Genomic DNA, 13526 nt, shown 5'->3' on the forward strand with positions numbered 1-13526 from the left:
TCTTACTAAAATAATCTGTTTGCTTCCACTATTCTTTTTTTTTTCATGCCAAAAGAATGATTCAGATGCCTATGCAAAAAACAATACTATTTTATTTAACAAAAGTTTTTTTGACGCTTTAGAAAAAAATAAAAAAGAGCCATACTTAGACTCAATAGGTGATTTATTAGAGTCCAAAGAAAATGATTCCATTGTTAGAGAGACCCACTTAAAAGTCGCAACGGAATATTACTACATCAATAATTTAGAAAAATCTTTATCTTTTAGTCTAAAGGCTTTACAACTATCCAAGCAGGCTAACGATAGTGTCAGAATTTCGAAGGCATTATATTATGTGGGCGATTGTTATCAAAACTCAAAAAGTGACAGCGCTTACTTTTACTATTTACAAGCAGAAAAATTATACCATAAAATGAATGATTATGATGGTATAGCGCGAATGCTATTCAATAAAGCCTATGTTTTATTTTATGACGGAAATTATGTAGAATGTGAAGTTGAAATTTCTAAAGCATTACAGTATTTGAAAAATTCTACCAATCACCGTTTGATTTATTCTTGTCATACGTTAATGGGTAATTGTTTAGAGAAATTTGTTAATTATGATGAAGCCTTACGCTATCATAATTTAGCCTTACTGGATTTAGAGAAATTGAGAAGTAGTGGTGAAGACAAAGATCTAATACATAATTACAACTTAATTTCTGTTATTAATATCTGTAATTTGTATGATTTAAAAGGGGAATTTTCCAAATCTATAGAAAAATTACAAAGTTTGCGTTTCGAAGATTTAAAAAAGAAATCACCCAGATTGTATGCGAATGCTTTAAGCAATTTGGCTTACTCTAAGATGAAAAATGGGGATTATGAAAATGTTGAATCCATGCTTTTTGAATCCTTACGTATTGTCGATAGTATAGGACTTACTTCGGATATTTTGTATAAAAAAATACATTTAGGGGAGTATTTTTTAACTCAGAAAGATACCAGCAAATCAATTCAAAATTTAAAAGAAGCGAAACAATTAGCCATTAAAATTAAGAATAGTAACGAAATTTTAGCTTCACTGAAATTGTTATCTCAATTAGATAAGAAAAACCAATTGTTTTATGCAAATGAATATATTAAAGTAAGTGACAGTATTAATCTGGTTCAAAAAAATGCACATAATAAGTATGCCAGAATTGAATATGAAACATCCAGGATCGAGGATGAAAATAAAGTTTTGACTAAGAATAATTTTTACATTTTAATTATTTCATTTGTGCTGGTTTTAATACTGATTGTAATTATTGTTTTACGGTATTTAAAATATAGAAATAAAGAGTTACAGTTTTTTAAGAAACAGCAAAGTGCTAATGAAGAAATATACGAACTGTTAACCGAACAAAATAAAAAAATTGATATTGCAAAATTTAATGAGAAGTCTAGAATAGCAAGGGAATTGCATGATGGTATCATGAATAAAATTTATGGTGTCCGAATGAATTTAGGTTTTTTTAATTCTTTAACAGACGAGGAAACAATTGAGAAAAGAAAAATATATATATCTGAATTGCAAAATATTGAGGGTGAGCTCAGGACGATATCGCATGACTTAAGTCGGGGCTCTTTTTTTGATGGGAATGATTTTAATGTGTTGTTGACAAGTTTGGTCGAGAATCAAAAAGAGTTTAGCAGTACCCATTTTAAATATGTAAATAATGAAATATTTGAATGGGATACTGTTCAAAATATATACAAGATCAATTTATACCGTATTATTCAGGAGGCTATTCTAAATGTCAATAAATATGCTAATGCAAAAAAATGTATAGTTGAAATTCAGAAAAAAGGAAACGATATTTTACAACTGAGTATTACTGATGACGGACAAGGATTTGATGTTAAAAATATAAAAGGTGGTATTGGATTAAATAATATGAAAGAAAGAGCGAATTCTTTAAAAGGTCAATTTAGCATTACTTCAAAAATTGGAGAAGGAACAAAAATTGAAGTGGAGTTTAATCTTTAAACTTTATCTTAGTTAGTATTTAATAAGCACGTTCTGTTGAAGATATCTTTGCAATTCCTTGTTAAAAAGGAAGCAAAAAATATTCATCAATCTTTGATTTCAAACCTGAATATTTTTACACCAAAAATCATCGAACAAATTTTTCTATAGCTACACCAGTCTTTTGTGCTATTCATTCAGCTCTGGGCTCACTCCCTTCGACCAACGCTTAAATTCTTAGCGTGATTTTGTTTAAAAAATATAAGTGCGAGTTGCGGGTAGTACGATACTATTTTATAATTTTAGTTTTACTCTAATCTACTAAAGCGGGAGTCGAAAATTTACCATTATTCTTTTATAAAATCACTAGAATGATAGTTTGATAAAGACTCAGGTCAGGCTATGTATGTATTAAGGTAAAAATAGTATGAATCCCGTTACTAATCTATCAATATTGTCGATAGATTATTAATTGCTGTGGTTATTTGTAAATGAATAGTATATTCGCTGAAAAATAACTCTTATTAACAGCTTAGCTTTGCCGGCAATACTGTTAGTAAGAACAGCGAAGCGTATCCGGAAATTCCGTTTTTTTGAAGATTATCATTTTGTTCATTAATTAAAACAAGATATTGCCTCAAAATAAATACGAAAGGACTCCTTTTTTTAAGGAAATACCTAATACAAATTATTTATATTTGCTTCGAAATGATACTGTTTAGTTAATATAAAGAAAAGTGTCTAGTTTTTCAACTGTCCTCTAAATGATATGTTCGAGATGATCAAATTAACATCAGTGTTTTAACATCAATCCATGAACCACACCGAAGATACAAATACCACATGGCTGTTTGAAATAACGCCCAAAAACAAATTCTTTTCACTTAATCTCAAGGAAGTTTGGCAATACCGTGATTTGCTGCTGCTTTTTGTAAAAAGAGATGTAGTGACGGTTTATAAACAAACGGTTTTAGGACCACTATGGTATTTGATTCAGCCTTTGTTTACTTCTGTAACCTTTACCATTATTTTTAATAATGTAGCAGGAATTGATACCGGAACGGTACCTCCATTTTTGTTCAATTTGGCAGGAATCACGGTTTGGAATTATTTCACGGCTTGTCTAACAGGGACCTCAAATACCTTTGGCGCCAATGCTGGTATTTTTGGGAAAGTGTATTTTCCAAGGATAATTGTACCTATCTCCATAGTGATTTCTAATTTGATTAAATTTGGAATTCAGTTTCTGATATTTATAGCATTTTATATTTTCTATTATCTAAAAGGCGCTACAATTGGACTAAATGGTTCGGTGGTATTCTTCCCTTTTCTAATTGTACTGATGGGGGTTTTAGGATTGGGATTGGGAATGTTCATTTCATCTTTGGTTACTAAATATCGGGATTTCAGTAATTTAATTGGTTTCGGCGTACAATTGCTAATGTATTTGTCGGCGGTGATGTATCCTATGGCATTAATCAAAGAAAAATTACCTGCTTATGGCTGGTTGGTTCAATATAATCCTTTAGCCTATACAATAGAAACTGCTCGTTATATGTTATTGAATGTAGGACACATTTCTATTTGGGGATTAGGCTATACGTTTTTGGTTACCGTAGTAGTCTTTTTTGTAGGAGTGCTCATATTTAATAGAACCGAAAAGAGTTTTATAGATACAGTTTAAATTTATTATTATTATTATTATTATTATCGATTACAAGATTAACCGAATAAGCAGTTAACCAATTATACCTCCATTGAAAGATATTATATTAAAAGTCGAGAATATTTCCAAGCAATATCGCTTGGGTCAAGTGGGTACGGGAACGTTGACGCATGATTTGAATCGTTGGTGGCATCATGTGCGCGGGAAGGAGAATCCGTATTTGAAAATAGGGGATACTAATGATCGAAGTACTAAAGGGACCAGTGACTATGTGTGGGCTTTACAGGATATTAATTTTGAAGTGGAGCGTGGTGAAATTTTAGGCATTATAGGGAAGAATGGAGCAGGAAAATCCACTTTACTTAAAATACTGTCCCGAGTTACTGCTCCTACCACGGGCAGTATTAAGTTTGGGGGTCGTGTAGCTTCTTTACTCGAAGTGGGAACCGGATTTAACGGCGAAATGACGGGCAGGGAAAACATTTACTTAAATGGGGCTATTTTAGGAATGACTAAAAAAGAAACAGCCTCTAAGATTGATGAAATTATTGATTTCTCCGGTTGTGAGCGTTATATTGATACACCTGTAAAGCGCTATAGTAGCGGGATGTATGTGCGTTTGGCTTTTGCTGTAGCTGCATTTCTAGAACCGGATATTTTGATTGTTGATGAGGTTTTGGCTGTGGGTGATGCCGAATTCCAAAAGAAAGCCATTGGTAAGATGCAGGATATTTCGCAAAATGGAGGAAGGACGATTTTGTTTGTAAGTCACGACTTGAGTGCAATAAGTACTCTTACTAATAAAACAATTATCCTGTCGAATGGTAAAATAGCTGCTTTTGAAGAAACCAATAAAGCAATTACAATCTATTCCTCCATGCAAAATTCCGGAAATGTTTTTACACAAGAATCGTTATTAGATAAGCCAACTGTAACTAAAGTTGTAATTTTAACTTCTGAAGGAGGAACTTTGCAAGGGAGTAATAAATCTTTTACTATTGACTTTGAAGTTACAATGCCTGATAAGGAGGTAGAAAATATGGCATTATCTTTTCAGATTTTGAATCATTTACAGGTTCCAATCTTGTATGATTATATTTTTGATATTCACACTGAAATTTGTAGGTCAAAAGGATTGAATCGTTTTTCTTTTACGTATCACAAATTAGCACTATATAAAGGGAATTATAGTATTATCGTTCATTTAGCCGAAACAAAAACAAAAACAAAATTTCAAGAATTTAATTGTTGCTCATTTGAAGTAGATATGATAGGTATGAAGGAACCAGAATGGGGTTGGCAAAAAAATGTTTGTCAATATATTGATAATGGAAAATGGATTGCTTTTTAATAAAAGAAACTAAAATCATTAGTTTCTTTAAATTATTAATAACCCTGATAAATTGAACAAAAAAATATAAAAGATGACACCCGTAGATTATAATGATAATTTTCATAAAGTGCACTTTCAAAACTCGATAGATTCTGCGAATGAGATTGTGCCTCTGTTTTTGTCCTATTTTAAACCTAAAACTGTTTTAGATATTGGCTGTGGACTTGGAACTTGGTTATCTATATTTGAGCAAAATCAATGTGAAGTTTTTGGAATAGATGGCGATTATGTAAAACCAAAAGATTTAGTTATTGACCAAAATAAATTTAAAGCTTATGATTTAAATACTTCTTACAATTTAGAAAAGAAATTTGATTTAGCAATCTCACTTGAAGTTGCAGAACATATTTTTCCTGAAAATGCTAAAATTTTTATTGATTCTATGTGTTTGCATAGCGATATAATATTGTTCTCGGCAGCAGTTCCTGGTCAAGAAGGTACAATGCATTATAACGAACAATATAATGAGTATTGGATTGATCTTTTTTCTCAAAATGGTTATCAGTGTGTTGATTTTTTAAGACACAAAATTTGGAATAATCATAAAATTAGTTGGTGGTACAGACAAAATATTTTGATATTTATAAAAAAAACAGAAATTGATAATTCTAAATTTGATTTAATAACTAGTGAGAAAATGAATAATTTTAATTCATACGTTCATCCTGATTTATTAGAATACAAATGTCAAAAAGCTGATAGATTAGAAAAAATATTAAATAATCCGTTAGAGATTTTTAAATATTATCTAAGAGATAAAAAATTATATTAAATGGAAAGAGCAGAAAATCTTGCAAGACTTGAGGATGTTGAGGAAATAAATATTTCTAATACAAATTATCTCGTGTATCTGTCATTCCATCGTGATTTATATAAGGCAATTGAAACTTATGCTACAGGTAAATTATTAGATATTGGCTGTGGCAATAAGCCCTATGAATCATGGACTAAAGGGAGAGTCTCGGAATACATAGGATGTGATATAATACAATCGAGTTCTAATAAAGTAGATGTTTTGTGTGAAGCAAATAATATATCTCTTGAAAGTACTAGTTTCCATACTGTTTTATCGACTCAAGTTATAGAACATGTAGAAGATCATCAGGGCTTAGTAAATGAAGCTTACCGATTGTTAAAAAAAGATGGGTATTTCATTTTATCTGGTCCGATGTACTGGAATTTACATGAAGAGCCCTATGATTTTTTTAGATTTACAAAACACGGGTTTAGATATATTTTAGAAAAAGCAGGCTTTGAAGTATGTGAAATTGTTTCTAATGGAGGTGCATGGGCAACTCTTGGACAAGTCATAAATCATACTTTTGAATTTAGAAATCCGAATGCCCATAAGGTAGCTAGAGGAATCAAATATTTATTTCGTAAGCTGAGATTACAGATCTTGGTTAATAGAGTGTTTAGTTATTTAGATGCGAAAGATTTAAATGCCATAAACACAATGAATTATGTTGTTGTAGCAAGAAAAAAATAATAAATGAAACCAATTTTATCAATAATTATTCCTTGTTTTAATTCTGAAGCTACTTTGGATACTACGTTGGAATCTGTATTGAATCAAAAATATCAAAATTGGGAAGCCATAATTGTAAACGATGGGTCAACAGATGGGACCGAGGAAATTGCTTTGCATTGGATTAATAAAGACGATAGATTTAAATATTTTACAAAGCAGAATGAAGGTTTGGGTAAAACTCGAAATTTTGCAATCAACAAATCGTGTGGAATTTTTATACTACCGCTTGATTCCGATAATCAAGTTGAAGAGAGTTTTGTTCAAGATGCTATTTCTATTTTTGAGGCTAATTCTAATATTGGAGTTGTGTACGGTCACGCGCAATATTTTGGTAAAAAGAATGGTTTTTGGGAAGTAGATGATTATAAATTGGAGAAAATGTTGGTTCATAATTATATTGACGCCTGTGCAATTTACAAAAAGAAGTTTTGGGAAGAAGTAGGAGGTTATGATGAAAACATGCCTTATCAAGGTCATGAAGATTGGGAGTTTTGGATAGCTTTAGGAAATTTAAACATTGTGTTTTATCACTTAAATAAAATTGCTTTTAAATATTTTGTTTCGAAAAACACTATGAGTCAGTTATTTACTGATAAAATTATTGTGCAAAACCAAGACTATATTGTTAAAAAATATAGCAGGCAATATCATGAGCAATATACTAAAGCTTTTTTTAGAAATTTAGATATAGATAAATTAAATAGTGAATCGGTTTTAGTTAAAACGAGTAAAGATTTATTATTTATAATTTTGTTTAGAATAAAAAAACGTTTATGGAACAAATAACTCCTTTAGTTTCTATAATTGTTCCCAATTATAATCACTACAACTATTTAAAAGAACGTTTAGAAAGTATTTTCAATCAGACGTATTCTAATTTTGAATTAATTTTATTGGATGATTGCAGTACTGACAAAAGTCAAGGAATCCTTTTAGAGTATGCTGAGGATCCAAAAGTAAGTCATTGTATTTTTAATGAAACAAATTCTGGAAATACATTTATTCAATGGAATAAAGGATTGGTTTTGGCAAAAGGGGATTATATTTGGATTGCGGAATCAGATGATTTTTGTGAACTAAATTTTCTGGAGGAATTGATTCAGCCATTAATTAAAGATGAGGAAATAGTATTGTCGTACTGTCAATCAAAGAGGGTAGATGAATTTAGTATTCATACAGGAGATTGGTTAAACCATACGGCTAGTCTTGACAAAACATTCTTTTTGAAAAATTTTATTTTAAATGGAAATGATTTTATTGAACGTTTCTTGATTTATAGAAATGTCATTCCTAATGCCAGTGGTGTTGTGTTTAGAAAAAGAAATGCTGTTAGTTTAGGGGAATTAGAAACAGATTCTTTTTTAAGGTATTATGGTGATTGGTTGTTTTACATGAAATTAATTACAAACAATAAAGTAGCATTTAAAAGCACCACTTTAAATTCTTATCGATATCATCCTACAAGTGTCATTACTATGGCTCACAAAAGCGGAAAATTTGCATCCTATAATGGAATTGATATTAATGTCAGGAAAAAAATGAAAGCTTTTTTATTGGGTAAAAAACCGAATAATTTGCCAACTATTTTAAAAATTAATAAACAAATCAGTAATGACTTAAAATATGAAAGAGCATTTTATTTTGTTAGAAATCAAGAAAAAATTAAAGGATTTTCACTCTTAATTTCAATATTTAGAACGTTTATTAGAAAATATAAATTCAAAAAAAATATTGAGTTACGAATCAATAAAATGTTTTCTAAAAACACCATATAAGTTTTCATAATGATGAAAAAAATTATATTTATATCAAATAATGCAACAAGAACTGGAGCGCCTTATGTTTTACTATTGTTTTTAAAATGGTTGAAAAAAGAAAATAAAAATATTGAAATTGATGTTCTTTTCTTAGAAGGGGGTGATTTACTAGATGAATTTAAGCAAGTGGCTAATGTATGTTACAACTACAGTGATATTTTAATTAGGAAATCTTTTGGAAACAGGTTGTATTTCTATTTACTCAGAAAAACTAACAAAACTAATACTAGAAAAAATCGGTATATAAAAAAAATTGCTAGTCAGCAATATGACATCATTTATGCGAATACCATTGCCTCAGTTTCAATTGCTACACTTTTAAAAAAGAATTGTAGTAATCAACCCAAATTGGTTGCCCATATCCATGAATTAAATACAACAATTAAGGCTTATTTGCCTAATTTTAAGGAGCATATTCCCCATATCGATTTGTTTATATCTGTTTCTAATATGGTAATGCAACATTTAAATTTAGATTGGGGTATTGATCCATTAAAGAATTATCTTGTTTATGAGTTTTCTGGCAAAGTAGCTAGAAAGCAAGAAGAGAACGAGAAGGTTTTCGAGGTAGGTGCTTCTGGGATGGTGAGTTCGAGAAAAGGAGATGATTTATTTATACAAGTTGCTAATTACATAAAAATACGATATCCGGAAATTAAAATTAAATTTACTTGGGTGGGACAAATTTACAACAGGCAAAGAAACCTTATTGAAGCTGATATAGAGAAAGCAAATCTAAAAGAGACCGTTTTTTTTGTTGGAGAACAAAGCGATCCAGAAAACTATTTTAAAAATTTTGATATTTTTTTAATGACCTCAAGAGAAGATCCTTTTCCCTTAGTTTGTATCGAAGTTGGAAAAATGGGGATTCCCATTATTTGTTTTGAAAAAGCAACGGGAACTGCAGAAATTTTAGTCAATGGCGGTGGCTTTATAGTTCCATACCTTGATGTAGTTGTGATGGCAGAAAAAATTATTATGTATTATAACGATGTTGATTTAAGATTGAGAGATGGAGAAATGAATAAAGTAAATTTTTCAAGATTTACTGCTGAAATTATGGGTGCTGAATTATATACTATTCTTGAAAATATCTAAAGTAAAAAACAATAAATTATTGTTAATGAAATTATAAATTTTGAAAACTAATGTAGCAGTTTCCTGAATTAAAATAAATAAAAGTTAAAATTAACACTGTAAAAAGATCTGATGCAAAAACACTTAATGTTTGCCAATACTGTTCCTTCTTTTTTAAAGTGGATTTTTTGAAGTATTAGTTGAAATATTAGTCGAAGATATAAAAGTTTTTTATGAAGGAAATTAAAATAAATTTTGTTGATTTTTGGCCATCATTCAATAAAACTAATAATTATTTTTATAATTTGTTGGTCAAAAAATACATTGTGTTAATTGATGAAAAACCTGATTTCTTATTTTATTCTTGTTTTGGAGAAGAATATTTAAAATTTGATTGTTTTAGAATATTCTATACTGGAGAAAATAGAAGGCCTGACTTTTCAGTCTGTGATTACGCTTTTTCATTTGATTACAATAACAGAAAAAATCATTTTAGGTTGCCATTATATTCTTTGTATATTGATCATTGTGATATGCTGGATCAATTGCAAACTATTGTCAATAGAGAAGAAGCCAGAAGAATTTGGCGCACTAAGTCTAAGTTTTGTTGTATGGTAATTTCAAACCCAAATTGTATAGAAAGAATAGAATTTTTCAAAAATCTTTCAAAAGTAAAACTCATTGATTCCGGCGGAGCAGTTTTAAATAATGTTGGAGGCAGAGTTGCAGATAAATTTGATTTTATTAAAGATTACAAGTTTGTAATTTCTTTTGAAAACAAGGAACAAGACGGTTATACAACTGAAAAAATAATGGAGCCAATTTTTAAAGATTGTATTCCAATATATTGGGGAAATAGATTAATTGATAAAGATTTTAATGCTAAAAGATTTATCGACTATAATAAATTTAAGTCCGAAAAAGACTTGATTGATGAAATGTTGAAAATAGACCAAAATGAAGAATTGGCTATCGATATCATAATGCAACCCACTTTTAGTTTGGATAAACTATCTCATGAGGAAGAACATCAAGAGGTACTTCGGATATTAATCAAAATTATAGAAAACCATGAAAATCTATTTGTTAGAAAATTATGGAGATACATTCTAAGGTACAATATAGGATATAAAAAGCATAAAAAGAGATTTTTAGTAAAATTAAAATTAGTGTAAATGCTTGCTATAGTAATTCCATATTATAAATTGACTTTTTTTGAGGATACGCTTATTTCACTTGCCCATCAAACTGATAAACGGTTTAAAGTGTATATTGGTAATGATGCCAGTCCAGAAGATCCTCAATTTTTGTTAGATAAATACAAAGAAAGATTTGATTTTAATTATCATAGATTTGAAGATAATTTGGGAGCTATTTCACTTGTAAAACAGTGGGACCGTTGCATTGCTCTGTCAGGAAATGAGGATTGGATGATGTTGCTTTGTGATGATGATACACTCAGTGAGAACTGTATTGCTGATTTTTATAAAAGTTTACCAGAAATTAATGAAAATGAATGTAATGTAGTTCGTTTTGCAACACGAGTAAAACAAATGGAGCTACGAAAAATCTCTGAGTTGTACGAGCACCCGGTACTTGAAAAAGCAACTGATTTTATGTACAGACGGATGACTAACTCCACCCGTAGTTCTTTATCGGAATATATTTTTAGAAAAAGTATGTATTTGCGCTACGGTTTTTTTGATTATCGTTTGGCTTGGCATTCTGATGATAGGGCTTGGCTTGAATTTTCGCAATTTAAATATATTTATTCTATTAATTCAGCATCTGTGTGTTTTAGGTTAAGCAAGGAAAATATTTCTAGAAGTGACTTTAGGATAGAAGAAAAAAATCAAGCTACTTTAGCATTTTATCATTTTGTTATATTTAAGCATATTTTAAAATTTAAACGGCTTCAACGTAAAGAACTGTTACATGTCTATGAACAATTTATTTACAAAATCAATAAAGCAAATTTTAGTTTTTTTATTTGCGTTTTTACACTCTTATTTATCAATTTATATTTTATACAATCTATAAAGTTTGCAAGACGACTTTTAATCCATTTAAATAAGCATGCTCAAAGTTCCTAAAATTTCTATTATTATTCCAGTGTATAATCGGGAGCATTTGCTAACCTATACTTTAGACAGTATTATTGGGCAATCATTTACGGATTGGGAATGTATACTTGTAGATGATCATAGTTCTGATACCTCTTTTGAAGTTATGGATTTGTACCAGAAAAAAGACTCTCGTTTTAAAGTCTACAAAAGACCAAATGAACTAAAAAAAGGGGCTAATGCGTGCCGTAATTTTGGATATACAAAATCGATAGCACCATTGATAAAATGGTTTGATAGCGACGATTTAATGCTTTCCGATCATTTAAACATCGCTTATCAAACATTAATTGAAAAAGAGTTGGATTTTGTAGTTACGGATACTATAAATTTTGATCACGATACTGCCGCACTTTTGGATAAACCATATTCTTTTGATCGAACTCAAGAAAGTATCAATGCTGAAAATTTTGCTTACGTACGGATTGGCTGGATTACGGATGATTTTTTGGGTACCCGAAAAATTGTTGATTCTGTGAAATTTAATGAAAATATTATTGACGGTGACGAGTATAATTTTTTTATAAAAGTATTACAAAATGAAGTCAAAGGAGCATTTATAAGTCAAACGTTAACACATAGAAGAATACATATTGATTCTATTTCTTTAAAAAATAGACAAAATGATATTAATTATATGTCAATATTAGCTACGTTAAAATATCAGACAGCAAATGATTTGGTTATCTATAAGAATAATACATTAATAAGGTGGTTTTTATCGGGCTACATGCGCATTTCCTTTGATTTAGCTCTTACAAGAACGGGATTACCTTATAAAAAAGAGTCTTTTAAGTTGATTTGTAAATATCATTCTATTAAAAGAGGTGTTGCCTTTTTATTAGCGATTTTTCTGGGTATCTATTTTAAAAAAGGATATAATATTATGAAATATGCACGAAAATAAATTAAAGAGGAAACCTCTAGTTTCAATTATTCTTCCTGTGTATAATGGGGAAAAATTCCTAGCAAGATCTATCGAAAGCTGCCTGAATCAAACCTATCAAAATTTGGAATTAATCATTGTTTATGATTCTTCTACTGATAATTCTTTGGAAATAATCAGGTCCCATGCTAACAAAGACAGTAGAATTAAAATCATTAATAATGTCGAAAAAAAGAATTTACCAGCTGGTCTAAATATTGGTCATTATGTTGCAAAAGGCGATTTTGTCACTTGGACAAGCGATGATAATATATTTGAAACAATTGCGATTGAAGAGATGTCAAAAAAACTTTGTGAAAATGATATTGATGTAGTGTATTGCGATATGGTAATAATTGATCATAATGGTGAAAAAGTTAGGGACTTTGTTTTTCTTGATTTAGAAAATATAATATTCCGCAATTATATTGGTAACTGTTTTCTCTACAAAAAAGAAGTTTTTGAGAGAAACAAGGGGTATGATGAAAATTGTTTTTTAGTAGAAGACTATGATTTTTGGTTGAGGGCAATTGCACATAGTCGTTTTTACCAGCTCAGAAAAAAACTGTACCGTTATAGAAAACACGATTCAAGTTTAACCCATCAAATTGCAGTTGATAATGAAAAGAAACAAATTTTTAATGAGAGTGTAATTAAAATGTATGACAGTTTCTCAAAAACATTGTTAGAAAAGGATTATTTAATTATTAGGGAATTTTTAAGCAAATCTTTAACCTATCAAAAAATAACTTTTAAATGGATTATAGACAATGAAAGTGTTATTAACGAATTCAAACAACAGTTGTCCCATAATATTAATTTCCAAAATAAAAATACAATTGAAAAAGTATTTTTAAATAAAATAGTTCATTTAATGGTTCTAGATCAGGGTACGAAAACTAATCTATCCAAATCTTTTTATATTGTAAAAAAATACGGTTTTTTTTTGGATAAAAAAGCAATCAAAACGTTAATCAAATATTCATTTTTTAAGAAATAGA

Annotated in this window: 12 protein-coding genes; all 12 read left to right on the top strand. The window is 29.5% G+C overall.

Going from position 1 to position 13526, the window contains the following annotated elements; all coding sequences use genetic code 11:
• The first annotated feature begins 19 nt into the window (after positions 1-19).
• The 12 genes from C8C87_RS02645 to C8C87_RS02700 all read left to right on the top strand — a co-directional run bounded on the left by C8C87_RS02645 (position 20) and on the right by C8C87_RS02700 (position 13525).
• The gene (locus C8C87_RS02645; RefSeq protein WP_233549996.1) at positions 20-2014 is read left to right on the top strand and encodes a tetratricopeptide repeat-containing sensor histidine kinase; all 1995 of its coding nucleotides are present in this window, start codon (positions 20-22) and stop codon (positions 2012-2014) included.
• Positions 2015-2807: 793 nt separating this feature from the next.
• Positions 2808-3677: an ABC transporter permease gene (locus C8C87_RS02650; protein WP_121341013.1), complete on the top strand. Its 870-nt coding sequence runs from the start codon at positions 2808-2810 to the stop codon at positions 3675-3677.
• Between the two features lie 73 nt (positions 3678-3750).
• A complete protein-coding gene (locus C8C87_RS02655; RefSeq protein ID WP_121341014.1) occupies positions 3751-5010 on the top strand; it encodes an ABC transporter ATP-binding protein in 1260 nt (419 codons plus the stop codon).
• A 73-nt stretch (positions 5011-5083) separates the two neighbouring features.
• Positions 5084-5824: a class I SAM-dependent methyltransferase gene (locus tag C8C87_RS02660; protein ID WP_121341015.1), complete on the top strand. Its 741-nt coding sequence runs from the start codon at positions 5084-5086 to the stop codon at positions 5822-5824.
• Positions 5825-6541, top strand: a complete 717-nt coding sequence (locus C8C87_RS02665; protein WP_121341016.1) for a class I SAM-dependent methyltransferase — start codon at positions 5825-5827, stop codon at positions 6539-6541.
• A gap of 3 nt (positions 6542-6544) precedes the next feature.
• A complete protein-coding gene (locus tag C8C87_RS02670; RefSeq protein ID WP_121341017.1) occupies positions 6545-7369 on the top strand; it encodes a glycosyltransferase family 2 protein in 825 nt (274 codons plus the stop codon).
• Complete coding sequence (locus C8C87_RS02675; protein ID WP_121341018.1) at positions 7357-8358, top strand: glycosyltransferase family 2 protein; 1002 nt, start codon at positions 7357-7359, stop codon at positions 8356-8358. The genes C8C87_RS02670 and C8C87_RS02675 overlap by 13 nt, the downstream gene beginning before the upstream one ends.
• Positions 8359-8367: 9 nt before the next feature.
• On the top strand, positions 8368-9498 hold the full coding sequence (locus tag C8C87_RS02680) for a glycosyltransferase family 4 protein (protein ID WP_121341019.1): 1131 nt from the start codon (positions 8368-8370) through the stop codon (positions 9496-9498).
• Between the two features lie 212 nt (positions 9499-9710).
• Complete coding sequence (locus C8C87_RS02685; RefSeq protein ID WP_121341020.1) at positions 9711-10652, top strand: glycosyltransferase family 10 domain-containing protein; 942 nt, start codon at positions 9711-9713, stop codon at positions 10650-10652.
• Positions 10653-11570 carry a glycosyltransferase family A protein gene (locus tag C8C87_RS02690; RefSeq protein ID WP_121341021.1) on the top strand — a complete coding sequence of 306 codons (918 nt, stop codon included), beginning with the start codon at positions 10653-10655 and terminating at the stop codon, positions 11568-11570.
• The gene (locus tag C8C87_RS02695) at positions 11554-12507 is read left to right on the top strand and encodes a glycosyltransferase family 2 protein (RefSeq protein ID WP_121341022.1); all 954 of its coding nucleotides are present in this window, start codon (positions 11554-11556) and stop codon (positions 12505-12507) included. Before C8C87_RS02690 ends, C8C87_RS02695 begins: the two co-directional genes overlap by 17 nt.
• The gene (locus C8C87_RS02700) at positions 12494-13525 is read left to right on the top strand and encodes a glycosyltransferase (RefSeq protein WP_121341023.1); all 1032 of its coding nucleotides are present in this window, start codon (positions 12494-12496) and stop codon (positions 13523-13525) included. Before C8C87_RS02695 ends, C8C87_RS02700 begins: the two co-directional genes overlap by 14 nt.
• The last annotated feature ends 1 nt before the right edge of the window (position 13526 follow it).

Origin of the sequence: Flavobacterium sp. 120, from assembly GCF_003633605.1 — a bacterium.
Taxonomy (GTDB): Bacteria; Bacteroidota; Bacteroidia; order Flavobacteriales; family Flavobacteriaceae; genus Flavobacterium; species Flavobacterium algoritolerans.

Excerpts from the sequence above, each read along its gene's own strand:
- C8C87_RS02650 (WP_121341013.1), top strand. The coding sequence starts at position 2,808 with ATGAACCACACCGAAGATACAAATACCACATGGCTGTTTGAAATAACG.
- C8C87_RS02660 (WP_121341015.1), top strand. The coding sequence starts at position 5,084 with ATGACACCCGTAGATTATAATGATAATTTTCATAAAGTGCACTTTCAA.
- C8C87_RS02665 (WP_121341016.1), top strand. The coding sequence starts at position 5,825 with ATGGAAAGAGCAGAAAATCTTGCAAGACTTGAGGATGTTGAGGAAATA.
- C8C87_RS02670 (WP_121341017.1), top strand. The coding sequence starts at position 6,545 with ATGAAACCAATTTTATCAATAATTATTCCTTGTTTTAATTCTGAAGCT.
- C8C87_RS02675 (WP_121341018.1), top strand. The coding sequence starts at position 7,357 with ATGGAACAAATAACTCCTTTAGTTTCTATAATTGTTCCCAATTATAAT.
- C8C87_RS02680 (WP_121341019.1), top strand. The coding sequence starts at position 8,368 with ATGATGAAAAAAATTATATTTATATCAAATAATGCAACAAGAACTGGA.
- C8C87_RS02685 (WP_121341020.1), top strand. The coding sequence starts at position 9,711 with ATGAAGGAAATTAAAATAAATTTTGTTGATTTTTGGCCATCATTCAAT.
- C8C87_RS02690 (WP_121341021.1), top strand. The coding sequence starts at position 10,653 with ATGCTTGCTATAGTAATTCCATATTATAAATTGACTTTTTTTGAGGAT.
- C8C87_RS02695 (WP_121341022.1), top strand. The coding sequence starts at position 11,554 with ATGCTCAAAGTTCCTAAAATTTCTATTATTATTCCAGTGTATAATCGG.
- C8C87_RS02700 (WP_121341023.1), top strand. The coding sequence starts at position 12,494 with ATGCACGAAAATAAATTAAAGAGGAAACCTCTAGTTTCAATTATTCTT.